Raw genomic sequence first — 23,932 nt, forward strand, 5'->3', positions numbered from 1 at the left:
TTGGAATAAATATTGAACGAACATGAAGCAATTGAGCATTGAGGGAAGCATCGTTTTAGGACTAATCCTTTGTCTTGTCGGGTGTAAGCGCGAAGGTGCAAAGTCCGATCAAGAAGTAGCGACCAAAGAAATAACAAAACCCAATATTGTAATAATATACGCCGATGATCTGGGATATGGAGAGCTAGGTGCCTATGGTGCCACTATATTGAAAACACCCAATCTGGACAAATTGGCGAACGGGGGAATACGATTCATAAATGGATATGCTTCTTCAGCCACTTGTACCCCGAGCCGATATGCCCTTCTCACCGGAGTGTATCCTTGGCGGAACAAACAGGCCAAAATTCTTCCCGGAACGGCCCCATTGATTATCGACACTGCGCAAACGACACTTCCTAAAATGCTCAGGGAACAAGGTTATCACACAGGCATCGTCGGCAAATGGCATTTGGGATTGGGAACCGGAAACGTCGATTGGAACCAAAGAATTTCACCGGGACCTAACGAAGTAGGTTTCGACTACAGCAATATTCTCGCGGCGACCCAAGATAGGGTTCCTACCGTTTATATCGAAAATGGCCATGTGGTCGATCTCGATCCGAACGATCCTATTGAAGTCGATTATGAAAAGAACTTTCCGGGAGAGCCGACCGGTCTTGAAAACCCGGAATTGCTCAAAATGAAATGGCACCACGGACATAACAACAGTATCGTAAACGGAATTCCGCGAATCGGGTTTATGAAAGGGGGTGAAGCCGCCAAATGGGTCGATGAAGATATGGCCGATTACTTTTTGACCGAAGCACAGCAGTACGTTCGGCAGCATAAGTCAGCGCCTTTTTTTCTATACTATGCGCTGCAACAACCACATGTTCCGCGCACCCCGCATCCTCGATTCGTCGGCAAATCGGGTATGGGTCCAAGAGGTGATGTCATCGTAGAAGCCGACTGGGTCATCGGAGAATTCATAAAAACCTTGAAAGACGAAGGCCTATTGGAGAATACTTTGATCATCTTTTCCAGCGATAACGGGCCTGTGGTAAACGATGGCTATTATGATGATTCTGTTGAAAAATTAGGCGATCATAAACCTGCCGGAGTTTTAAGGGGCGGCAAGTATAGTTTGTTCGAGGCCGGTACCCGTGTACCTTTCATTACCTATTGGAAGGGCCAGATCGAGCCAGGTATGTCGAATGCACTAGTGTCACAAATAGACCTGCTTTCGTCGTTAGCGGCACTCACTGGGAGTACTACCCGCGGAGCGGATAGCAAGAACTTATTGGATGTTCTTTTGGGAAAAACTGAAAACGGGCGACAAGAGCTCGTTTTAGAAGCTTCGACAAAAACCGCTTTCCGAAAAGGCGATTGGGCAATGATACCGCCTCATGAGGGGCCACCAATCAACAACTATGTAAATATCGAACTGGGCAATTCAAGCGAATATCAACTTTATAACCTTAAGGAAGATATCAGTCAACAGACCAATTTGGCCGAATCAAATCCTGAAAAGCTAAAGGAACTGATCGACGCCTATGAAGCAATTCGAGGGACCGATGAATAAAAAAGCCCTTTTTAGACGAACAGCAACAGTATTGTCAAGATTATACCACCAATAGTAAAATATATTCCTTTTTTAAAAACAGAGGTGGTCGGTTTGAACATCCAAAAAGCCGATACCGCAAAAAATAATAGTGAAATCCCGAAGAAAATTCCGAGCCAAAAAAGAGGGTGGCCCGAGTGCATCTTATGTATCTTGTTCATGTTCTCTAGCAGTAGCGGCAGTTTCTTTTCGGTATATTCGGCAACACCTGTTCTTTTGTTATAAGTACCCCCTTGAAAATACAACAGGTCTCCTTCTTCCTTATCGACCCTAAAACGGCCCATTTCCAAAGCCCTTCCCAAATCTTCGGCCGCAAGATTGGGTTCCAAAACCTTTTCATGATGGATTTCCTTTTTCAAATAATCGGTATTTCTAAAGGTCAATACAATGCCGCTGATCGCATAGACAATCATAATTCCGGCCAAAAAGAAACCCAGATATCTGTGAATTACCCTAAATGTTTGTTCGGTCTTTCTTCCCATAATCCATACGTGTAAAAAACTATACTTAACCACAAGCCATTATCCAGATCAATACGGCTACATAAATCAAATATACTGCGATATGCTTGAAATATTTTCTTCCGTTTTGCATCTGATCCTACGCTGATTCTATTTTTCCAAAATATCGAAGTCGATTAAAACGGCCTAAAAGAATAATACCCCTAGACCGCTTATCTAACAAACAACGCTTAAAATTTATTGTTGTGCCATTTCAAGATTAATGGTCATATCGACCTCATCGCCCAAAGTCGGGGTGTCGCCCCCCACCTTGAATTCCAATCGGTTTACGGTACCGGTCAATTTCAGTCCGGCCTTTAATTTTTTGCTACGTTGGTCGGTAATAATACCATTGAGCTTTCCTTCCAAAGTCACCGGTCTTGTAACACCGTGCATGGTCAAATCGCCCGTCAACTTAAACGTTTTCTCCCCGGTCTTTTCAAAAGAAGTAGTTTGAAAAGAAATCGAAGGGTATGTTTCTGCATCAAAAAAATCGGCACTTCGCAAATGTTCGTTCCTACGGTCATTACGGGTTTCTATGCTCGCGGTTTGTATATCGACGGTAAACTTAGGTTCGGCAAATGAGTCATCAGCTACCGCGGTAATGTCGAATTCACCAAAATGGCCCTCTACTTCTGAGATCATAAGGTGGGTAATCGCAAAACCGACCTTCGAATGGGCCTTGTCGGACTTCCATGTACTCTGAGCCGTAAGCGAAGCACAGATGACAAACGATAAAATTGAAATTGTTCTTTTCATAGTGTTAAAGATTTTAGTTTAAGATGATTTATTAAATTCTAGATATAGGTTGCTATTAATTATCTTGGGCATCAACGACCAATGTCTTCAGAAGTGCGTAACCATCTCCAACGTTTCCCCTGATGTCGTCGGCCATGTTCTGTTCAAGACTGTTGCGAAAAATGCCATCACGCTCGTTGGGTACATAATCGGTTCCCTGATAACGTTCCGTCTTATAAACGGTATCACAAATATCTTTGGGAAAAGCGATTTGCGTCACCAGCAATGACTTCTTTGCCCCGGTCAAAACTTCTATATGAATATGTGGTGCCCTGCCCCGATAATAGCCTGGAAAGATGCTGACAAACGAAACTTGCCCATTGGCATCGGTTACCTGCCTGCCCCTTAAAAAATGTTCATGGGTCAAATCTTCACGTTGCATACCATAACCGCCATATTCAGAATAATGGCCTTGGTTATCGCAGTGCCAAATATCGACCAGGACATCGGCAAGCGGTTTACATGTGTTATGTTTGTTCAAAATGGTCAATGTCGTCAACAATGCAACCCCTTGTCGGTCGCCCACAATATTTTCCCGCACATAATCGGACGGCGTTTTGTTCGGAAAAGGCCCTTTGGTTTCCCTTGGGGATGTTTCACAATCATCATCCGAATTGCCCGTAAGTACCCCATCATTATCAGAACTGGTGGCGGCTATGCCGGTGAGGGCAACAACCCCGCCTAGGGCAACAAAACCTTTGGTCAAAAACTCCTTTCTTTTCACGTTTTCAAATTACGGTTTTCGGTCAAAATCTTCGTCGCTGACCCGAATATTGCATGGCTTCACCTTTGCCAAAGCCATAGCTAAAACCCAATGCGATAAAGCGGCCTCGTTGCCTTCTGCTATACACTTCGAAATCGTTTTGGGCGATCAGGTCTTCATTGATCCGTGAAGCGAACAAATCCCTAACACTGAAATTCAACACCGCCTTACCTTTCAAAATGTCCTTTCGCAACCCCAGATCCATGAAAAGAAAATCGCTACGTATACCCTGTACTGTCTTGACCTTGGATCTATAGTTTCCTGTCATTTCCAATTCGAAATCGGCAGGCAGTTTCAGCTTTGTCATCAGTTTAGAGGACCATTGATCACCATTGAAATCAAAGACCGTGTTTTCAAAACTTCCTTTTCTGTCGAATTGACTGTAATTAAAATCCCCGTTGAGCGTCATCCAGTTGAACGGACTAAATTTTGCATTGAATTCGATGCCCGTCGTATTGTTCTCCCCAATATTTTCAGGTCGCACCGTATTTACGTTATTTTCAAAAACCGATACCCGTTCGATGACATCGGTCGTATAGCGATGGAAGATTCCGAAATTCAACGAAGCTTTTCCTAGAATATAGATACTTGTAATCTCATAAGAATCGGTGAATTCGGGTTGAAGGTCAGGATTTCCCTGTCGGATACTGAAGTTGTTACGGATATTGAAAAAAGGATTCAAATCCCACAATCTAGGTCTGTAGACACGCTTCGAATAACCTGCCTGCACCGAAATCTTATCGGTGAACTTATACGATGAATGTACACTTGGAAAAAGGTTCGTATAATTCTGTTCATTGACCTCATTGGTATTGGCAAGCAAGGTGTTCAAACTGGTCTGTTCTAGGCGCAAGCCCGTCTTGACCCCCCATTTTTTTCCTTCGTACGATCCTGTACCATATAGGCCAAGCACATCTTGGTCAAATTCAAAAATATTGGTCAAGCCCGGATCTATAATAAAATTGAAGCCGTTAAAATCGCTCACCTCATAGTCGTTGGCCACATCGTTTAGTACATATTGGACGCCTGATTCCAACTTCCATTTTTCTGAAAAAGGCCTGGTATAATCCAACTTAAAAGTGAATACGGATTCCTTGAAATCAGTTCTTGTCCGTTGTTCTTCATCTTCGGCGTCACCACTGATGGCCGTATTGACAAACTCGGAAGACTGATCTTTTGCGAAAAAGTTGCCCAATGAGCTAAACACAAGGGTATGATCCTCGTTTCCGTCAAAATCCTTTTTATACTGCAGTTCAAATTGAAGTTTCGGGTTCTTGGCCTCGGTCACTTCGGTGCGCTGCCATTCCGAGGTTGTTTGATCGGTGGCATCAAGCGCCGCAAAATCGGTAGTGGAAGGCTGATCTTCAATTTCGAGCGCATAATTGCCCGAGAGCGTCAATACGTTATCGTCATTGATATAATAATCCGTACCGAGCACAAAATTGTAGTAGGTCTCGTTTCTATATTCTGTTCCGTTTGACAAGATGGTGGTATTGTTCACCAAATCAACATTTCGGTTTTCACGATCATCGGGCAACTCGCGCAAGCCAAAACCCAACTGACTGAACAAATTGAACTTTTCGCTTCGGCGGTTCAGGCTCACCCCGATGCTATGCGCATCAGGCGCACCCGTATTGACCGAAACAGAACCGTTGAACCCTTTGCGCTGATCCTTCTTGATTACGATATTGATGATTCCCGACGTACCTTCGGCATCATATTTCGCCGAGGGATTGGTTATTACCTCGACCCTATCGATCATGTCGGCGGTAATCGTACCCAAGGTATTACCTTCCTCGCTTGCGATTACAGAAGGCTTTCCATTGATCAGAATCTGAACGCCCTGACTGCCCCTAAGACTTATCTGCCCTTCGATATTCACATTGACCGATGGTACATTGTTCAATACCTCCAGTGCGCTCGCGCCCGTACTGCTCAAATCTTTGCCAACGTTAAAAACACGTTTATCAAGTTTGAATTCGGTACGCGATATTTCCCCTTCCACAACCACTTCCTGCAACTGTTGGGCATCTTCCGACAACGCAACAGTACCCAGGTCAATGGATTTGTTCTGAGCGGGTGGCTGCGCAAATGTTTTGCTTTGAAAGCCCAAAAAACTTATTTCGATATAGAAATCGGTGGCATCGGTCTCCAAAGTAAAACTACCATCTTCTAATGTTGTCGTACCTTCTATCGGTTTTTTGGTTTCATTATCGGCAACGAGAACGGTCGCAAAACCTATGGGTTGACCACTGGTTTCCTCGATTACCTTTCCGACAATGGCAGTAGTCTGCGACTGCGCCATAATCTTATCAACCTTCAAAAATAGAAGTCCGAATAGGGTCAGGCTAAAAAGAAACTGTTTGCGCATGATCTTACCACTTTAGATTAGATATTTCAAAACTCGCACTTTTATTCGACCTTGAGATTCAATTTTCCGTGAACGACCTAGGTTGACGTGCGAACGACGCGCCTATTATCGATATGCCGTTGACCCTTCTAAATCTGTCGATTACGGTTTTTAAAAAGGGGGACTAACATAAAAACGTAATTTTGAAAGATGACGGCAAAAAAACACTTTTTAAATAATACCGGCCAAGAGGTGCTTTTTCAGGTGCTGTTGCATATCGTACTCTTTCTTTTCTTCTCGTTTGACAAAGATGAACCACAGATACAGCAGTTCGAAATCGTTGTCTTTATGAATTACGCGATCGGAGCCTTTATTATCAACTATGTTTTGCTTCCTACGTTCTTTTACAAAAAAAAGTATCTACGATTCTTTTTTTCGGTTGCCTTCATCATCGCGGTGATCATCTTGGTCGAAGAGTTTGTTCTTGAGCAAATCTATTTTCCGGATACAAAGGGAAGATATTTTCCCGGAGTCTTTTACTGTCTGCTCGATGTGATGCCGGTAATTACCATTTTGGCCGGTTTTAAATTCGCATGGGATGCCTCGAACAAACAAAGAGAAGTCGATGAGTTGCGCTCTTCAATGCAGGAAAGCGAACTACAATTCTTGAAATCGCAGATCAATCCGCATTTCTTGTTCAACAACCTCAACAACCTTTATTCATACGCCATCGAGCAATCGCCGAAAACACCTTCGATTATTTTGGAACTATCATCGGTTCTTAGATATGTGCTATACGACTGTAAGGAGAAATTCGTGGCGCTTCAAAAGGAAATCGAACATCTCAAAAACTTTACCCAATTGAACGAGCTTCAAATTGAGGAACGTGGAAAGGTCACTTTTAAAACCCAAAACATCAAACCCGAATTTCGTATCGCACCTTTGATCTTGACCGTATTTATCGAAAATGCCTTTAAGCATAGTACGGCCAGCCAATCAAAGGATATAAGGATCGATATCGATATTAAGGTCACCGATAACGGAATGTTGGAATTCAAGTGTGAAAATTCATTTCAACCACACGGAAACACCCAAAATCTTTCAAAGGGAATCGGCCTACAGAACGTAAAAAAACGTTTGCAGATCTTGTACCCCAGTGCCCATGAACTCAGTATAAATGAGAACGATGGACTTTACAGCGTAATTTTAAAAATGCAATTAAAGACCCAAGGCAAATGATACGCTGTATTATTATCGAAGATCAACCACCGGCACAGCGGGTATTGAAAAGGTTTATTTCCGAAATCGGAAATATTGATTTAAAAGGTACTTTTTCAGATGCCTTGCGGGCCATGGATTTTTTAAAGACCGAGCCTATAGACCTAATTTTTCTGGATATACATTTGCCCAAAATCTCAGGTATCGATTTTTTAAAAACCCTGAAGCACAAACCGAATATCATTTTGACCACCGCTTTTTCGGACTATGCGTTGGAAAGCTATGATTATGACGTGGTCGATTATCTATTAAAACCTTTTTCCTTTGAACGTTTTGTACAAGCGATTTCAAAGATACCCCAACCGACAAGGCAAGCGACGAGACATGAGGGCGAAATAAAAACCCGGCCCACTCCCGATGTGCTTTTCATTAAATCGGGCTATGAACTTATCAAAATTGAGATTTCCAATATCAACTATATCCGATCGGATTCCGACTATACTGAAATCGTGACCGACGAGCGAAAATACCTGTCTCAAGAACCCCTGCGCCATTGGACGGAATATCTCGATGACAATCAATTTGTACGGATACATAAATCGTATATTGTAAACACCACAAAAATTGAAAAGATAGTCGGCAACCAAATCCGTTTGGATAAAAAAACCACCTTGCCGATCGGTAGGGCGTTCAAGGAAGGTTTTATGAAACATGTTATAAAATAAAAAACGTACAATATGAAAAAGCTGAAAAAAGAAGACATCAAACAAGAGGTATTCGACCTCTATGACGACTATGCCCACGATAGAATACCCAGAAGGCTATTTCTTGACAAGTTATCTGCCTATGCCGTTGGCGGGATTACCGTAGGTTCGCTATTAAGTTTCATCTCGCCCGATTATGTCAAGAAAATTCAGGTTCGACAAGATGATCCAAAATTAGTATCAGAATTTATTTCTTATGATTCACCCAAAGGCGGGGGCTCTATCAAAGGGTTGTTGTCAAAACCTTCCGATTCCAAGGGAAAGCTTCCGGGTATTGTTGTGGTTCACGAAAACCGTGGGTTGAATCCACATATCGAAGATGTTGGTCGCCGTGCCGGTCTTGCCGGGTTTATTTCATTGGCCCCCGATGCATTGACTCCGTTAGGCGGGTATCCAGGAACAGATGACGAAGGGCGCGAACTACAGCGCAAACGCGACCGTAACGAGATGCTACAAGACTTTATCGCTGCCTTCGAATATCTAAGAAACCATCCTGATTGTACTGGAAAAGTCGGTGTTGTCGGGTTTTGCTTCGGGGGATGGATCTCGAATATGATGGCCGTCGAAGTGCCCGCTTTAGGGGCTGCCGTTCCTTTTTATGGTGGCCAGCCCAAAGAGGATATCGAAAAAATCAATGCCCCTTTATTGCTGCATTTCGGTGAATTGGACAAGCGCGTCAATGAAGGTTGGCCCGCTTATGAAGCTGCTTTAAAAAAACATGGCAAGGAGTATACGGCCTATATGTACGAAAATGCGAACCATGGTTTTCACAACGATACCACACCGCGATATGACCGCGAGGCCGCCGAATTGGCCTGGAAAAGGACGATCGACTTTTTTAAGGAGAAACTTGCTTAACAATATTGTATTCAACGGAAACCACTTGTAACCCATCAAGACTATGAAACTTCGAATGAAGCATCTTTTTTGGGTCATTGCCCCTTGCCTTCTGATTTTTGGGGCATTCGCGCTTCAGCAAGGTCCTGCGTCACAAAACGAAAATGGCGAGAAAAACGATTCTTTGCCTAGCCGCCGACAGCTACGCCGAAACTTTTTTCAAAAGCGGGAGGTTTTGGTCGTTTATGGGGCGAAAGAAAAACTACTTACGGACAAGTATCGGATTCTCCTGGATTCTTTGTCTCAAGCCCCGGAAGAAGATTCAAGAAGAAATATTACTATCAAGTTCAAGGAAGCATCTCTTGTAAGCGATTCCGATATTCAGACCAATATTCTCTTCTTGGTCGGTACTGCGGAGGGCAATCAGGTCTTGAAACGACTGGTAAGGAAAACCCCATTTGAAATCGGACCGAATAGTATTCGTTTCAATGGAAAGGACTATATTTTCGATGATGCGATACTCTCCGTTGGTTTTTATCCCAATGCCGAAAATGACACGTTGCCCATCACCTTTCTGACGGGAAACAATGAAACCAAAATCCATGCTTCTTTTGAAAACAAGGTCAATCAGGGTAATCGTTATTTTTTTCGGCAAAACATGGATTATGAACTCTACGACAACAAGACAAGAACCGTTTTAGGCGATTTTGATGAGCAATGGCAATTGGATACCTCTATTTTTTTTGACTTTTCATCGGGAAATGATCTGGCACATAGTTCAAAACATTACGATTTTGTCACACATCAAAATGCAATCGATAGCGACACCATTTCAGAACTTGCCGACGAAATCGAAAAAACCACAAGTTCTATATTGGATTTCCTTGGCAAGTCTGATGAAAATCCGAAATACACCTATCATATTTATAAAAGTGCCGAAGAAAAAGGCTTGATGACGGGCAATACGGCCCAGGCCCATTTTGAAAGCTCCGACAATTCGGTCCATACGGTCATCAACGAAATTTATCAGGATAATTTCATCGAAAAGGAAAATGCACTTTTGATCAATCAATTTCTTGACGCCCCAAAATTATCAGCTTTTGAACATGGGCTACCGGTTTACTTTACGAATCGATGGCAACGAAAAGGTTATCATCACTGGTCGGCACAATTGTTCGCTTCGGGCAATGCGCTCACTTTATCGGAGCTTTTCGACAATGAAATCATATCAATCGAATCTCCTTTGATCGTCGATTGTATGTCGGCATCCTTAGTCGATTTTCTATTGAAAACCTGGGGCAGGCAAACATTCCTAAAAAGGTATACGAACTGGCTACCTTCCCAGCAAGAAATTCAACACCTTGAACCCTTATGGCAAGATTATCTGTCGGAAAAGGCAAGTATTGCTGCTTTAAGGGATAAAAAGAAAACCGAACTCCCCTACCTAAAGGGTTTCAACTTTGCCCACGAAGGATATAGCATTTATAACGGGTACGGTTCTAAAAAGGGAACCGAAGCCATCGAAAAGCAGCATGAAATGGGTAGCAACGCCATTGCTATCGTACCATATAGCTATATACGCGACAAAAATAAACCGGCCCCTTTTCATTTTAGTAGCAGCGCAGGTTCAGAAAATGACGAAAGTGTGGTCCATTCGGCCTATCAAGCGAAGCAATTGGGCATGTACAGTCTCTTAAAACCCCAAATCTTCGTCGGGGGCAGTTGGCCGGGCGATATAGAGATGTCGACCGCGAACGATTGGAAAAAATTCTTCGACTATTATTATCGGTGGATCAGGCATTATGCCTTCTTGGCCGAAATACATAAAATGGATGCACTATGTCTCGGGGTCGAATTTACAAAGGCAACCCTTGGCCAGGGCGAAGCATGGCGAAAGATGATACAAAAGACCAGGGGACTATTTCATGGCAAAATCACCTATGCGGCGAATTGGGGGCAAGAGTTCGAAAATATCGATTTTTGGAACGAACTTGATTTTATCGGATTGAACTGCTACTATCCCCTAAGCAAAAAAGACGATCCTACCGATGCTGAAATGAGGGCCAAGTTCGATACGATCAAAACAAAGATCAAGACCGTTTACGATAGGTTCAACAAACCGATTGTCTTCACCGAAATCGGGTTTAGAAGTATTAATATGCCCTGGAAAAATCCACATGCCGAAGGTGATGACAGTTTTAACGAAACCCATCAACAACGCTGTTATGAAATCGTGTTCGAAGGCATTAAAAATGAGCCATGGTGCCAAGGTATTCTATGGTGGAAATTTCCCAGTTATCTCGAATACCGCGGTCGTGAAAACAGTGCCTTCACACCGAACAACAAGAAGGCCGAAATGACCGTACGCAAATGGTTCACGAAATGAAACAAGTACCTCCTTTAAAAACTTAGCGCATCATCCCTTTGGGGGAGGTGGGCCATTCCTTTTAGGAAAGGCCAGACTATCGGCCGGGTAGGTCCGTTTCAAATAATCCATTTGGGTTTTGGCCCAATCGATAATCATCGCGCGCTGTTCGTCGGATAGATTTGCCTCTGCGTGAAGGCCAAAGTTGGTATACGAGGGCAAGGGCATTTCACCTTCCTCGACCATTTCAACGATTTCTTCGAACTTGTGGTTTTGAACGAACAACGGACGCTTGGTGAATTCTGAAAAATTCAAATCTTTTTTACCGTGTTCTATATGGTCGTTGAGCCACCAAGCTATAGGCTGCACGTTAGAATACCAAGGATATATCGTTTTATTCGAATGGCAGTCGTTGCAGGAAACTTGAAGCAAATGGTTCACTTCGGCCGGTACTTCGTATTTGGTCGAAATGTCATAGGTAAGGTCGTTCGATTCGTTTTTTTCAGGTCTGAAAAACTGAATGATTACGAACAGAATTACAAGTGCAAGTAAAATCTTTTTTAGCATAACCAAGGTTCAAATTAAGTTATTATTTATCGGATTTAGAATTTCAAGTTTGCCATAAACTCTGCTCGGTTTAAAGAAGTTCCATCAACTTGATATTCATGTATAATTTTACAATTGATAGATATTACGGTTCAAATAATCGTTTCTAAATTTTCCCTGTGGGTCGAAATTCTTCGCTAAAGCAAGAAAATCATCGAACCTTTCATAACGTTCGGAAATCTTTAAAGGGTCCATCGAAAAGAGTTTCCCCCAATGGGGCATATAGCCAAAAGGTTCCAGCTCTTTTTCGATCATGGTGATCAATTCACCTACTTCTTTTGGATTTTGCTTCCAAGTAAAGTGAATGGCGACACAATCTTTATTATAGCATGGGCTCATCCATAGGTTGTCCGCTGCGATTGTCCTAATTTCGGTGATAAATAGTTGAGGGTGTATTTGTTCCCGCTTTTTTTCCAAGGCCAATATCGCTTCCAAAGCTTTTTCCCGGGGAACGAAGAATTCCGATTGCAGTTCTTCACCACTGCTCGGGGTAAAGCCCATTTTAAAATGGGGCAGCCTATCGTACCAAGGCCCCGGTACACCCATTTGGTCCGTACAGTTGACCGCCGATAGTTCGGTAATGGGATGTAGGTTTCTAGTGGCGGCTTTCGCTCCGTAGTACTCATTTCCCAAATCTTTGACTTCTTCGTCCATCCTTCTTTTGACCCAGACTTGGCTCACTTTTTGATCAAGCCAATCGGTAAACAGGCTGACACTGTAGCCCCCGGCAAGAATGGCATCGAAATTCTCCTTTAAGGATTCTAGGAGAAGATCTTGAAACACATCTTGCCGCACTTCAAAGGTCTTCTGAATATGCAATGTCATTTCAGTTACGATTCCCAAGGCACCCAAATTGACAACGGCACCATCGAATCGATCATCGCCCCTTTTCAATCGAACGATCTCACCTTTTCCGTTGACCAATTCCAGGGCGGATACCGAACTGGGCAGATTGCCATTGTTGACGCCCGAACCATGGGTGGCCGTGGCACAAGCCCCGGCCACCGAAATATGTGGCAATGATGCCAAATTATGGACGGCATACCCTTTTTTATGCAACTCAGGAGCAAACTCACCGTACTTGGTACCGGCACCGACCTTTACAGTCATGTTTTCTTCGTCTATTCCGATGACACCTTTGAGGTTCTTTGTCGAAATCTGGTTCAACGGACTATCGGCAATATTGTTGAAACAATGGCAAGAGCCCAATGCTTTTTGTACATCCAGATTTTTGACCAATGCCTGTACCTCTTCGACCGTTTTGGGCTCGTGAAGATTCTTGGCCCTATACGCATAATTACCCGCCCAGTTCTTGCGAACGACCTCAGGGGCCACTTCGTCTACGACTTTTTTCGTTTCCGTTTTGCAGGATGTCAACGGTGTCAGGGCGGTGGCCGCGGCAAAAGTTGCCGTTGTTTTGATGAATTCTTTTCGCTTCATGCGGCAGCTTATTTAAAGCCGATATTCCCGATTCCTTCATGGCTGATTTTAATGGCTTCCAAAGGTTCAAGGCCGTCGAAGGTCATGTCTTGCTCCACAAAGTAATACTGCATTCCGGAGCGTTCTTTTTGCGCTAGGATAGTCTTAAAATCGATTGTGCCCTCGCCCACCGGCGCAAATCGGCCTTGCTCGTCCATATCCTTAACATGCCAAGCCTTAAAACGACCAGGATATTTATCGAAATAAGCGATGGGATCCGCCCCTGCCTTGGTTACCCAATAGAGATCCATCTGAAAATTGACGAACTCGGGATTACAATGCTCCAAAAGGTAGTCGATCGGCACAACTCCATCCTCGTTCTCCTTGAATTCAAAATCATGGTTATGGTATAGCAATTTGAGTCCAGCGGCATTCGCCTTCTCGCCTAATGTATCCAATATTTCCGCCAAATTTTTTGCCCCTCCGGTCATTCCCATGGTCCTAGTTTCTTGATCAAAACTGAAAAGCCCCATTGGAGGTACGGGTATTACAAAATATTCGAATCCGGCGGTCTTGACATCGGCCATCATGGCATCGGCATTTTCAAGCGTAACGGAACCTTGATGCGTACTTATGGGGTTTAAACCAAGTTCTTCGAGATAGCTCTTAAAAGCATCGGGAGCCATATTGTAAAACTTTCCATCGACATAACCGGCCGCCTCAATATTTTCGTATCCCGCATCAGCTACCGCTTTTAGGGTAGCCCTTGCATCTTCGCCCATGGCATCACGCACAGTGTATAGCGCCAAGCCTCCGAACTTGGCAACGTCGCTTTCTTCCACATTGGTTTCCGCCCTATTATCCTCTTCTTTGGCCGCATCTTTACTAGTCGTATTTTTGCATGCATGGCTTCCTACCATGATAAAGGCCAATAGTAGACCCTTAACCAGTACATCGATTCTTTTTCGTTTCATTTTGTTCATTTTTAAGTGGTTATTTCTTGTTCTTGTGATTTATTAATATGGTTCGACTTGAAACTATAAAGATAGGGTGCTTTGTGGGCCTTACCTTGAAAAAGTTTTTCATGCCGTTCCAAAATATTCATTCCTAAAATACGTCTTTGAAAAGTGGTACGGCGCAACGCTTCACCTAAAATAGCTTCATATACCTTTTGCAACTGTTTCATGGTGAATTTGGAAGGCAACAGGTTCATTCCGACCAATTTTTTTTCGAGATTATCACGAAGCACTTGTAGCGCCTTTTCTACAATCAGGTCGTGATCCATCATTAATGAAGGAAGTTCGTCGATAGCATACCATTCGATACTATCGGAAAGCGAATCGGGCTTCGGACTGACCTCATCATAGTTGATCAAGGCATAATAAGCCACTGTAATAAACCGATCGAGCATCCATTCATTATGTTTCAGGTCATGGCCGTTCTCCTTCAATATTCGTTTCATGGCCGATGGGTTCGAACGCGTCAGACTTCCAAACGTATGAAATTGTTCGAGATAGATGTCATCAAGCCCCGTGCGTTCTTTTACGCCCCTTTTTACGGCATCGTCTAGACTTTCATTTCTTTTTACAAATCCTCCGGGCAAGGCAAAAAGCCCTGTATTATGGTATTCTAGAACGAGTATCTTGAGTTGCTTTCCATTAAATCCGAAAATGACCGAGTCATAAGAGAGATTGTTTATAAAATCTTCACTACTAAGGTCTTGCACTGTTCTTTGCTCGTTCAAAAAAGAAAGTTTTTTCAAATAAAGGATAATAATCCAAGAAAACAAAGTATTATTGTAACAAATTGAGACAATAATATTTTCAAAGAACACCACTATGAGAACCATATTATCATTTCTACTTATTTTACCGATGATCATGACCTTTGCTCAAGACAAAAATGCCTTTCCTGTCCAAACGAAAACGGTACACGGCATCATAGAAGGAAACTACAATACCCATTCTGGCATCCAGACCTATTTTGGAGTGCCCTTTGCCAAACCACCCATTGGCGAACTACGTTGGAAGGCCCCGCAACCTTTGGACGATTGGGAGGGGGTAAAAGAGACCAAGACTTTCGGCCCGCGCCCTATGCAGACCATGGTCTTTGGCGACATGAAATCGCGATCGAACGGGGTCAGTGAAGATTGCCTTTATTTGAACGTATGGACCCCGGCGACCCGCAATACCAAAGACTTGCCCGTTCTTGTCTATTTTTTTGGTGGCGGCAACGTTGCCGGTGATGCCTCGGAATACCGGTACGATGGGGAAAGCATGGCTAAAAAAGGTATGGTCGTGGTTACGACCAATTACCGTCTGAATATTTTTGGATTCTTCGCCCATCCCGAGTTGAGCGCCGAAGCGCCTTATAAGGCTTCGGGCAATTACGGCCTACTTGATCAACATGCGGCCTTGAAATGGGTAAGGGACAATATTGCAGCTTTTGGTGGCGATCCAAAGAAAGTGACCATTGCGGGCGAATCGGCCGGATCTATCGGGGTAAGTCAGCAAATGGCCTCTCCTTTATCAAAAGATCTTATTGCAGGTGCGATCGGTGAAAGTGGCGCGAGCATCAAACCGACCATGGCTCCCATACCTCTGAAGGAAGCCGAAAAAATCGGTCTCGAATTCGCCAAAAACGCTGGATATACGAGTTTGGCCGAACTTCGAAAATTAAGTACCCGTGAAGTCTACGAAATCTATAACGAGTCGCAGCGTTTCGGATTTCCGGCGGTCATCGATGGGTATTTTCTGCCCAAAACCCTCCCGGAAATCTTCGAGGCCAAAGAGCAGGCCCAAATACCGTTGTTATTGGGATGGAACTCGGCCGAAATTCCAGGAATGGCATTTACCCAAGGGCCTTATTCCAAAGAAAATTATGAAGCCAAGGTAAAAGAGGCCTTCCCCAAAACCTATAAGGAAGCCCTTGAACTCTACCCTTATGGAAGCGAAAGGGAAATCGAAATCTCCGCAACGGCCTTGGCCTCGGATCGGTTTATTGCTTATAGCACCTGGAAATGGTTCGACCTACACAGAAAAAATAGTGCCCAGCCTGTTTATCGCTATCTGTATAGTAAATTGCGTCCGCCTTTGAGGGACAATACTTTGACTTCGGGACTTGCTGGAGGTACGGTAAAAAAAGATGCCGATGCTCCCCAGGCCCCGACTCCCCAACCTGTCGGGGCGCCCCATGCCTGTGAAATAGAATATTGTATGGGCAACCTACATTTGGTGGACGATTATGCGTGGACTTCCGAAGATTATAAGGTATCTCAAGATATGCAGAACTATTTCGCGAATTTCATCAAGACGGGAAATCCCAACGGCACCGATTTGCCCGAATGGAATCCGGCTCAGGCCAAAGACGATTCCCCATCGGTAATGATAATCGATGTAGAAAGCAAAGAAAGCAAAGCAGTAGATGATGCACGCTATCGCTTTTTGGATAAGTTCTATTTAGAAAAATAAATTCGCTACCTTAATGCGATAGATTTCAAACTTAGGTTTCTCCATGAAAGGCAAAAGGACAAGATTTACATTTTTATTACTTGTTTTAACGGGATTGGCGGCGACCGCCCAAAAAGAAATCGGACAATTTGATAGAAATCTTGATATAGGCAACCCTAAGATCAAGGGAGAGGCCAAATACAATGAACAGGACCAGACCTATACGCTTAAGGGTTCTGGAACAAATATGTGGTTCGGAAACGATGAATTCCAATACCTGCATACCACACTTCAAGGAGATTTTATACTCAGAGCGGAAGTCAAGTTCTTGGGAGAAGGCGCAGATCCGCATAGAAAAGTTGGCTGGATCATCAAGAACGATCTCGATGCAAACTCACCACATGTCAATGCTTCGACACATGGCGATGGTCTGACCGCGCTGCAGTATAGAAAACAAATTGGTGGTGATACCGAAGAAGTGATTTCAGAAGCAACATTTCCCGATGTGATTCAATTGGAAAGAATTGGACAGACCTATATCATGTCAACCGCTAAATTCGGGGAAGAATTCACAAGTGTGACCTTGAACGATATGGAAATGGACACCGAACTTTACGTCGGCCTGTATATTTGTTCGCATAATCCCGATGTTTCCGAGACCGCCGTTTTTCGAAATGTCAGGATCATAAAACCAGTCGATCCCGACTATAAGCCCTATACCGACTATTTGGGAAGCAATCTCGAAATTCTCGATATCGAAACCGGACTGCGTAAGATAATCTATCGGTCGGTGCATTCCATTCAGGCGCCCAATTGGACCGTCGATGGAAAAAAATTGATCTATAATTCCAAAGGTCACCTCTACAATTATGAACTTGAAAACGGACAAATTTCTCCCCTCAACACGGGTTTTGCCGTCAACAACAACAATGACCACGTATTGACATTTGACGGCACGGTCTTGGGAATCAGCAACCATAATCAGGATGATGGCGGCACCTCCGCACTCTATTATCTTCCCGCCGAGGGTGATTCCCTTCCAAAAATGGTCACCAAACCAGGTGTTGGCGCCTCTTATTTTCATGGTTGGTCGCCCGATAACAAGAAAATGGTCTTCACTGGAAATCGGAATGGCGCCTATAACATTCTTACGGTGGATATCGATACAGGCGAGGAAGTTCAACTGACAAATCTAAAAACGTTGGACGATGGCCCGGAATACAGTCCCGATGGTAAATTTATTTTCTTTAATTCCACACGCACGGGTAAAATGAAGTTATGGCGTATGGAACCCGACGGGTCGAAACAGACCCAATTGACCTTTGACGAGTATAATGATTGGTTCCCCCATATCAGTCCCGATAAAAAGTGGATCGTGTTCATCTCTTTTCCAAAAGATTTGGATCCAAGCACGCATCCGTTTTACAAGCACTGCTTGCTTCGCATTATGCCCTATGAAGGTGGTGAACCCAAGGTTATCGGTTATGTATACGGAGGACAGGGAACCATCAATGTGCCCAGCTGGTCGCCCGATAGTAAGAAAATAGCCCTTGTTTCCAATACAGGATTTTAGGGAAAATCCGGGTTTGACGATCAGCTAAGGGTAAATTCGGGCAGTTTTATGATTTCCCCGCCCCTTAATGCCGATTCGTGCGCCAATATGCCCACGCAGGTAATGTTGGCCGATTGTTTCGCGTTCGGATAGGGCGATTCGTCTTTGATCAAGGCGTCGATAAAGGCATGCACCAAATGGGGATGCGAACCCCCGTGTCCGGCCCCTTGGGTAAACGAAAGATGTTGGTTTTCGTCTTCGTCGTAAACCCCTTTCGTGGTAAACCCCTGGATTTCTTCAGGAAGCAGTTTTGCAAAATCAGGACTTTCAATTTCCTCAGGTATTTCGGGTTCGGGTTTCTTGGCCGTGTGTACGACCAAAGGTTTCCCTTCTATCAATGGCCATTCGACGGATTTCTTGGATCCGTATACCTCGAAACTCTCGCGATATTGTCGTGCCACATCAAAAAGCGAGCGATATACCTGGGCACTCAAATCAGAGTTTTTGAATTTGATATGGGTAGTCTCAACAGCATAGGGCGAATCGTATTCTTTGATCAATTCATCCCGAATGGTGCCGGATCCAAAACAGGAAACGTATTCTGCCTCATCTTTGGTCAATGCCAGTACCGGACCAACACAGTGGGTCGCATAATGCATCGGGGGCAGTCCGGGCCAATAATTGGGCCAACCGTCCATATCTTGTTGGTGGCTCGCCTTTAGAAATTGTATTTTGCCCAATTCGCCATTCTCGTACAACTCCTTCATATAGAGAAACTCACGTGCATATACGACGGTTTCCATCATCATATAGGTTAGTCCGGTTTCTTCGGTCAACCGTACGATTTCCTCACACTCTTCGACGGTGGTCGCCATAGGTACCGTACAGGCCACATGTTTCCCGGCCTTTAATGCCTTGATCGATTGTTCGCCGTGATTCGGGATGGGTGTATTGATATGTACCGCATCGATTTCTTCATCCTTCAAAAGCTCGTCGTACGAGGTATATAGCTTTTCTATGCAGAAGACATCCCCGATTTCGTTCAGTTTGGTCTCGTTACGCTGGCAAATGGCGACCAGATTCGCATTGGGGTATCTTTGATAAATGGGGATGAACTCGGCACCGAATCCTAGACCGATGATAGCTACATTTATTTTTTTTGTACTCATTTTTCGTTTTATGAATTGAATGTTTTCTTTAAAAATTTCAGGCCCTGCGATGCAAATTCATCTTGACTTTCGGCCAAGTGTTTCCAAATACAAACGGCACCGGCCAGTTCCTTGATCTCAGGGGTAAAACTTTCGATGACGATGGCACCTTTGTAACCGATATCCTCTAGACCATCCTTAAAATCATTCCAAGGAGTAAGTCCGGTTCCAGGAATACCCCTATGGTTTTCGGATACCTGAACATGGATCAATTTGTCTCCTACCGAATTAAAGGCCTCTTTAATGTTCTTTTCCTCGATGGTCATATGAAATCCGTCCAACAAAACCTTTGCCCGGTTATGGTCGATATCGCTTACCAACCGCATTACATCTTCGGCGGTATTGACCATGTCCGATTCAAATCGGTTCAAAGGTTCCAAAGCGATCGATTGACCAAAGGTATCGGCCATTTCACAAACTTTCCGAAGATTGGATACGGCCAGTTGCCATTCAAACCTTCGCTGTTCTTCGGGAACCATACGAGCTTTGCCAACGGCAGAGTACATCGGCCCAGCCAAGAAATCGACCTCCCATAAACTGCACAATTCAAAGCATTTTTCCAAATAGCGAAAACAGTTTTCGTGTAGCGAAACGTCTTCGGAGGTCAGGTCTTTCGTAGGGCCGAAAACACCGCAAACGGTAGGAAGGAGTCCGTTGTCTGAAAGCGCTTTCTTTACGGTATTACCATCGATCAGATCGGGGTCTTCGACCGGAATCTCAACAACGTCGAAACCCATCGCCTTGATCTTTGGAAAAAGCGAAATCGAATCGGTCGTAAAAGGGGACTGCCAAAGCCACGTACTCGCCCCAAACTGCATTTCCTTATTCATATATGCTTAAAAAACCTGTTCTACTTTACGATCATTACCCCTTGCATAATGCGCCAATGCCCTGGAAAAGTACAAATAAAAGGATACGTACCCGGTTCTGTAGGCGCCGTAAACCTTAAGGTTGCCTTCTGTTGAGGATCCACAAGACCGGTGGCAAACAAAACCTCGCCCATCTTTGGTATATATTGGGCATCGGCCCCATTGGGATTCATGGCCAACTTGTCAGCGGCGGCACCGACTTTATCTTTGGTACCCGGCTTTACAATGACCAGATTGTGTTGCATAAAATCGATATTCTCCAAGACCAATTCGACTGGTTTTCCGGCCTTTACGGTAAATTCGGTAATATCGTATTTCATTTCATTTTGAACGGTCTTGATGGCTATTTTTGTTGCACCACTGTCGGTTTCCCCTGAACCATTGTCCAAAACATCAAGATTGCCCACATAGTTTTTTGCGAAAACTTCCGCTATAGAAGCCCCTCCGAACGCATTGTTGGCACTTTCATTGAAATCGGTCTCGACCTCGTATTTCCAACTTCCTGCTAGAGAGACCGTCTTGTTGCCCGACCTTATATACATTTGATCGGGTCTTCCATAAATTCCTCCCCTCCCGCCAATGTCCTCCACCCGTATAGCTATAACATTACCGCTATTTTTTAATAATCCATTCGGAACACCATAATAGCGGTTCTGCGTATGTTCTTTTTCTGTGGCCCCAATTTGTTCGCCGTTGATATAGACCACATCAGAATCATTAATAGGCCCCAAAGAAATATATGTGGAACTGCCAGCGCCACTGAAATTAAAATTACGCCTGAACCATATGATTCCATCCATATCAAGGCCAGCATCTTCAATATACTGCGGTAGTTGCATGGTATTCCAGTCTCGATCATTATAAGCGATGTCTTGTTCCCTTTCAGGTGCTGACGATATCAGTTTGAAATCAGGATTCTCTTGTACGAACATCCCCATAAAACCTTCAGAATGTCTATTTGCCAACGCATATACAGCCTTTGACAGCCAATCATCGCCCAGTATTTTCTCATCTTTGCTAAGTTCATAAACCATTTTTCCTACCGCTGCGGAGGAGGGCCTCTCTGTAAAGTACAGCAGGGCTGCCAACCGGACCGAAGCATCACGATCATTCAACACTTGTGAATTCATAATCGCGCTATCGGTCGCCTCATCTTTCGTAAGTATCTGTATCGCCGCCTTTCGAACGGCGGCAACGGGATGGTACAGTCCGCCTTGCACCACTTTTCGTGCTTCGTCATGGGTGTCGATATCTACCAAGCCCTGAATCGTCCAGAGGGCGTGTAGGGCACCGGGATTCAGACCCAAGGCATCAACCCTAGAATCGTTGGCCATTTCATAGAGTTTTGGCAGCACGTCGACCACCTTACCCTCGATCAAAAGACGTTGGGCGGTCAAACGCCAAAACATATTATCATTCGAAAGTGCATGTAGCAAATCATCGTTATTTTCCTTATCCAAAGTGCGTGGAGCTTGTTCATCATTCCACTTGGGCACAACACGCCAGATACGCCCCCTTGATTTATCACGCAACGGGTTGACATAGGCGTTACCATCACCATTTTCGGCATCGAATCCGCCACGTTCCGTAGTCGGGGTGGGGTTGTGCTGAACGATAAAGTTATACCAATCGGCCACCCACACGTTGCCATCAGGCCCAACTTTTGCCTCTACGGGCGATACCCATTCATCGGAACCGGCGAATAGATTGCCGCCATCCATTTCAATATACCCGGCACCCTCTTTCACGATTTTAGCCGTATGGACGAGCCCTCCAGTGGGCTCACAGACAAAGGCGACCTTGTTCCAATATTTTTCAGGATAATTGCGTGCCGTATAAAAATGATGCCCGGCGGCCGCGGTAAAGCCACCGAAAACATCGACCTGTCTCACGTTAGGGGTGATCGGCTGCATGGCATAATGTCCGTCGATCTTTAAACTACCCTTGGCAGGGATACCGACCAAGCCTTCCATCGCGGCATTCGGTATGCCCAAAAAGACACTATGGGTATTGTTGGCGGTGGAAGCAAAGAGCGAATTGTCTTCGGTAATGCCCAACCCCCAAGTATTGTTACTGGTGTTCGTCAAGACTTCGAAGTATTCTTTTTTCGGATTGAAACGATACATATTCTGATTGAAATCGAGATCTTGACCGTAGATATTACCTTCAAAACCAGAGTAACCGACCACGCCATAAACATTGTTGTCGATACCATATTGCAGGTTCGATGGCCCGGCGTGCGTATCGAAGGTGCCCCAACCATCGATCAGTATTTCCCTAACATCGGCCCTGTCATCACCATCGGTATCCTTTAAAAAAAGGAAGCGCGGTGCTTGGGAAACGATAATGCCGCCATCATAAAATGCAAAACTGGTGGGAATATTTAGATTCTCGGCGAAGACGGTAACCTTGTCAGCCTTTCCATCATTATCGGTGTCTTCAAGAATCTTTACCCTATCATCACCTACACCATTATCTTCGCGCACGGTATTCGGGTAATCGACGGTCTCGATGACCCATAGCCTTCCTTTTTCGTCCCAATTCATGGCAATGGGGTTGATAATATCAGGTTCTGACGCGAAAAGTTGCAAATCGAAGCCCGCGGGCACCTGAATCAATTTGGCCGATTCTTCGGGCGAAAGTGGCAGTTGATATTTCAACGGTGGGTCGCGCTTTTCGTAATTGGGAATGTTATCACGTGGCTCGTATTTCAAAGTCGGGATGTCCTTTGCGAAAGCTTCCCAATTTTTCTTGCCGTTGTCATCAACTGCCCATAATATGCCGTTTTTGACCAATTGTTGAAACCCGGGATTGGTCCAAGTACGTTCGTCATGTCCGTAAGCCGTATAAAAAACCTTGCCCGAACCATATTGCTTGACCCAAGTCCACGGTTCACGATGATCGCCCTCGACACGCTCCATTAAAACCGTAATGTCGTCGGCTATCTTGTCATGCACATAGGTTTCGTCCCAAGTTGAAAATTCATTCAACCCCTGCATCGTGGGGTGCTCTTTATCAATAATGGTCGCACCGAACGTGTCGGTGCCATGATCCATGAACTGTGCTCCCACCAAGTCAATGTATTCGGGTGAATTTTTAAAACAAAAACTAGCGGAATGAATGGGAATAAAGGCATGCCCTTCAGAAATATAATCCAACAACGCTCTCTCCTGTCCTGGTTTTATGGTTTCGTGGTTGGCATATACGATCAAACCATCGTATTGTTGCAAGTTTTCCAGATTCAAATCATCGACATCTTCGGTATAGGTTATATTGATACCGTCTTTTGTCAACGCCGAGGCCAAAATCGGAAAATAAGCCCTAGAGTTATGGTGTTCGATCTCGTGCCCGAGAAAAAGAAGTTCAATGCGGCGTGGAATATCATCGGCAAACTGTTTTTTGGATTCGGACTTACATGCCAGTAAGAATATTACGGCGATTGAATATGCAAAGATCAGGCGGGTAATTTTTTTCATGAGGATGGATTTATTGCCGTTGACCGTTCTGGCAAAACAATAGTAAGTATTAATCCGATTCAAAAATTCCTTTCTTCTATCCCATTCTGACTTTATTATATCATAAAATTCGCTTTTTATAGTTATTATAGATAAATTAGTATTGTTATCTTCAA

At 44.2% G+C, this 23,932-nt stretch carries 18 protein-coding genes; 7 read left to right on the forward strand and 11 right to left on the reverse strand.

Translation table 11 applies throughout. The features are described 5' to 3' along the window. The first annotated feature begins 22 nt into the window (after positions 1–22). Positions 23–1,564, forward strand: coding sequence for a sulfatase family protein (locus ACEZ3G_RS03675; protein WP_432424123.1), 1,542 nt, complete (start codon positions 23–25; stop codon positions 1,562–1,564). Positions 1,565–1,575: 11 nt separating this feature from the next. On the opposite strand, the gene ACEZ3G_RS03680 is transcribed toward ACEZ3G_RS03675, so the two are convergent. From ACEZ3G_RS03680 to ACEZ3G_RS03695, 4 genes are all read right to left on the reverse strand, one after another. Then, entirely contained in the window at positions 1,576–2,085 is a 510-nt protein-coding gene (locus ACEZ3G_RS03680) for a hypothetical protein (RefSeq protein ID WP_432424124.1), read from the reverse strand. Between the two features lie 216 nt (positions 2,086–2,301). After that, the gene (locus tag ACEZ3G_RS03685; protein WP_432424125.1) at positions 2,302–2,862 is read right to left on the reverse strand and encodes a YceI family protein; all 561 of its coding nucleotides are present in this window, start codon (positions 2,860–2,862) and stop codon (positions 2,302–2,304) included. A 55-nt stretch (positions 2,863–2,917) separates the two neighbouring features. Beyond that, positions 2,918–3,625, reverse strand: a complete 708-nt coding sequence (locus ACEZ3G_RS03690) for a dioxygenase family protein (protein WP_432424126.1) — start codon at positions 3,623–3,625, stop codon at positions 2,918–2,920. A 22-nt stretch (positions 3,626–3,647) separates the two neighbouring features. After that, the gene (locus ACEZ3G_RS03695; protein ID WP_432424127.1) at positions 3,648–6,035 is read right to left on the reverse strand and encodes a TonB-dependent receptor domain-containing protein; all 2,388 of its coding nucleotides are present in this window, start codon (positions 6,033–6,035) and stop codon (positions 3,648–3,650) included. A gap of 189 nt (positions 6,036–6,224) precedes the next feature. On the opposite strand from ACEZ3G_RS03695, the gene ACEZ3G_RS03700 reads away from it, so the two are divergent. The 4 genes from ACEZ3G_RS03700 to ACEZ3G_RS03715 are packed head-to-tail and all read left to right on the forward strand — an operon-like array spanning position 6,225 to position 11,219. Then, entirely contained in the window at positions 6,225–7,253 is a 1,029-nt protein-coding gene (locus tag ACEZ3G_RS03700; RefSeq protein ID WP_432424128.1) for a sensor histidine kinase, read from the forward strand. Continuing rightward, on the forward strand, positions 7,250–7,957 hold the full coding sequence (locus ACEZ3G_RS03705) for a LytR/AlgR family response regulator transcription factor (protein ID WP_432424129.1): 708 nt from the start codon (positions 7,250–7,252) through the stop codon (positions 7,955–7,957). The genes ACEZ3G_RS03700 and ACEZ3G_RS03705 overlap by 4 nt, the downstream gene beginning before the upstream one ends. A gap of 12 nt (positions 7,958–7,969) precedes the next feature. Further along, a complete protein-coding gene (locus ACEZ3G_RS03710; RefSeq protein ID WP_432424130.1) occupies positions 7,970–8,854 on the forward strand; it encodes a dienelactone hydrolase family protein in 885 nt (294 codons plus the stop codon). A 55-nt stretch (positions 8,855–8,909) separates the two neighbouring features. Further along, complete coding sequence (locus ACEZ3G_RS03715) at positions 8,910–11,219, forward strand: glycoside hydrolase family 113 (RefSeq protein ID WP_432424131.1); 2,310 nt, start codon at positions 8,910–8,912, stop codon at positions 11,217–11,219. 30 nt (positions 11,220–11,249) lie between these two features. On the opposite strand, the gene ACEZ3G_RS03720 is transcribed toward ACEZ3G_RS03715, so the two are convergent. From ACEZ3G_RS03720 to ACEZ3G_RS03735, 4 genes are all read right to left on the reverse strand, one after another. Continuing rightward, the gene (locus ACEZ3G_RS03720; RefSeq protein WP_432424132.1) at positions 11,250–11,765 is read right to left on the reverse strand and encodes a heme-binding domain-containing protein; all 516 of its coding nucleotides are present in this window, start codon (positions 11,763–11,765) and stop codon (positions 11,250–11,252) included. 108 nt (positions 11,766–11,873) lie between these two features. Further along, positions 11,874–13,244, reverse strand: coding sequence for a D-arabinono-1,4-lactone oxidase (locus ACEZ3G_RS03725; RefSeq protein WP_432424133.1), 1,371 nt, complete (start codon positions 13,242–13,244; stop codon positions 11,874–11,876). Between the two features lie 8 nt (positions 13,245–13,252). Continuing rightward, positions 13,253–14,197 carry a sugar phosphate isomerase/epimerase family protein gene (locus ACEZ3G_RS03730; protein WP_432424134.1) on the reverse strand — a complete coding sequence of 315 codons (945 nt, stop codon included), beginning with the start codon at positions 14,195–14,197 and terminating at the stop codon, positions 13,253–13,255. Between the two features lie 11 nt (positions 14,198–14,208). Continuing rightward, on the reverse strand, positions 14,209–14,967 hold the full coding sequence (locus ACEZ3G_RS03735; protein ID WP_432424135.1) for an NUDIX hydrolase: 759 nt from the start codon (positions 14,965–14,967) through the stop codon (positions 14,209–14,211). A 94-nt stretch (positions 14,968–15,061) separates the two neighbouring features. Between ACEZ3G_RS03735 and ACEZ3G_RS03740 the strand changes: the two genes are divergently transcribed. Together ACEZ3G_RS03740 and ACEZ3G_RS03745 are read left to right on the forward strand one after the other, a co-directional pair. After that, complete coding sequence (locus tag ACEZ3G_RS03740) at positions 15,062–16,693, forward strand: carboxylesterase/lipase family protein (protein WP_432424136.1); 1,632 nt, start codon at positions 15,062–15,064, stop codon at positions 16,691–16,693. A 43-nt stretch (positions 16,694–16,736) separates the two neighbouring features. Then, complete coding sequence (locus ACEZ3G_RS03745) at positions 16,737–18,245, forward strand: TolB family protein (RefSeq protein ID WP_432424137.1); 1,509 nt, start codon at positions 16,737–16,739, stop codon at positions 18,243–18,245. 20 nt (positions 18,246–18,265) lie between these two features. On the opposite strand, the gene ACEZ3G_RS03750 is transcribed toward ACEZ3G_RS03745, so the two are convergent. From ACEZ3G_RS03750 to ACEZ3G_RS03760, 3 genes are read right to left on the reverse strand one after another with little or no spacing between them, the layout of a single operon-like run. After that, complete coding sequence (locus ACEZ3G_RS03750) at positions 18,266–19,393, reverse strand: Gfo/Idh/MocA family protein (RefSeq protein WP_432424138.1); 1,128 nt, start codon at positions 19,391–19,393, stop codon at positions 18,266–18,268. A gap of 8 nt (positions 19,394–19,401) precedes the next feature. Continuing rightward, positions 19,402–20,262, reverse strand: coding sequence for a sugar phosphate isomerase/epimerase family protein (locus ACEZ3G_RS03755; RefSeq protein ID WP_432424139.1), 861 nt, complete (start codon positions 20,260–20,262; stop codon positions 19,402–19,404). 20 nt (positions 20,263–20,282) lie between these two features. Further along, positions 20,283–23,777: a PVC-type heme-binding CxxCH protein gene (locus ACEZ3G_RS03760; RefSeq protein ID WP_432424140.1), complete on the reverse strand. Its 3,495-nt coding sequence runs from the start codon at positions 23,775–23,777 to the stop codon at positions 20,283–20,285. Positions 23,778–23,932 lie beyond the last annotated feature (155 nt).

This window comes from Meishania litoralis, assembly GCF_042611095.1.
In the GTDB taxonomy this organism is placed as follows: domain Bacteria; phylum Bacteroidota; class Bacteroidia; order Flavobacteriales; family Flavobacteriaceae; genus Meishania; species Meishania litoralis.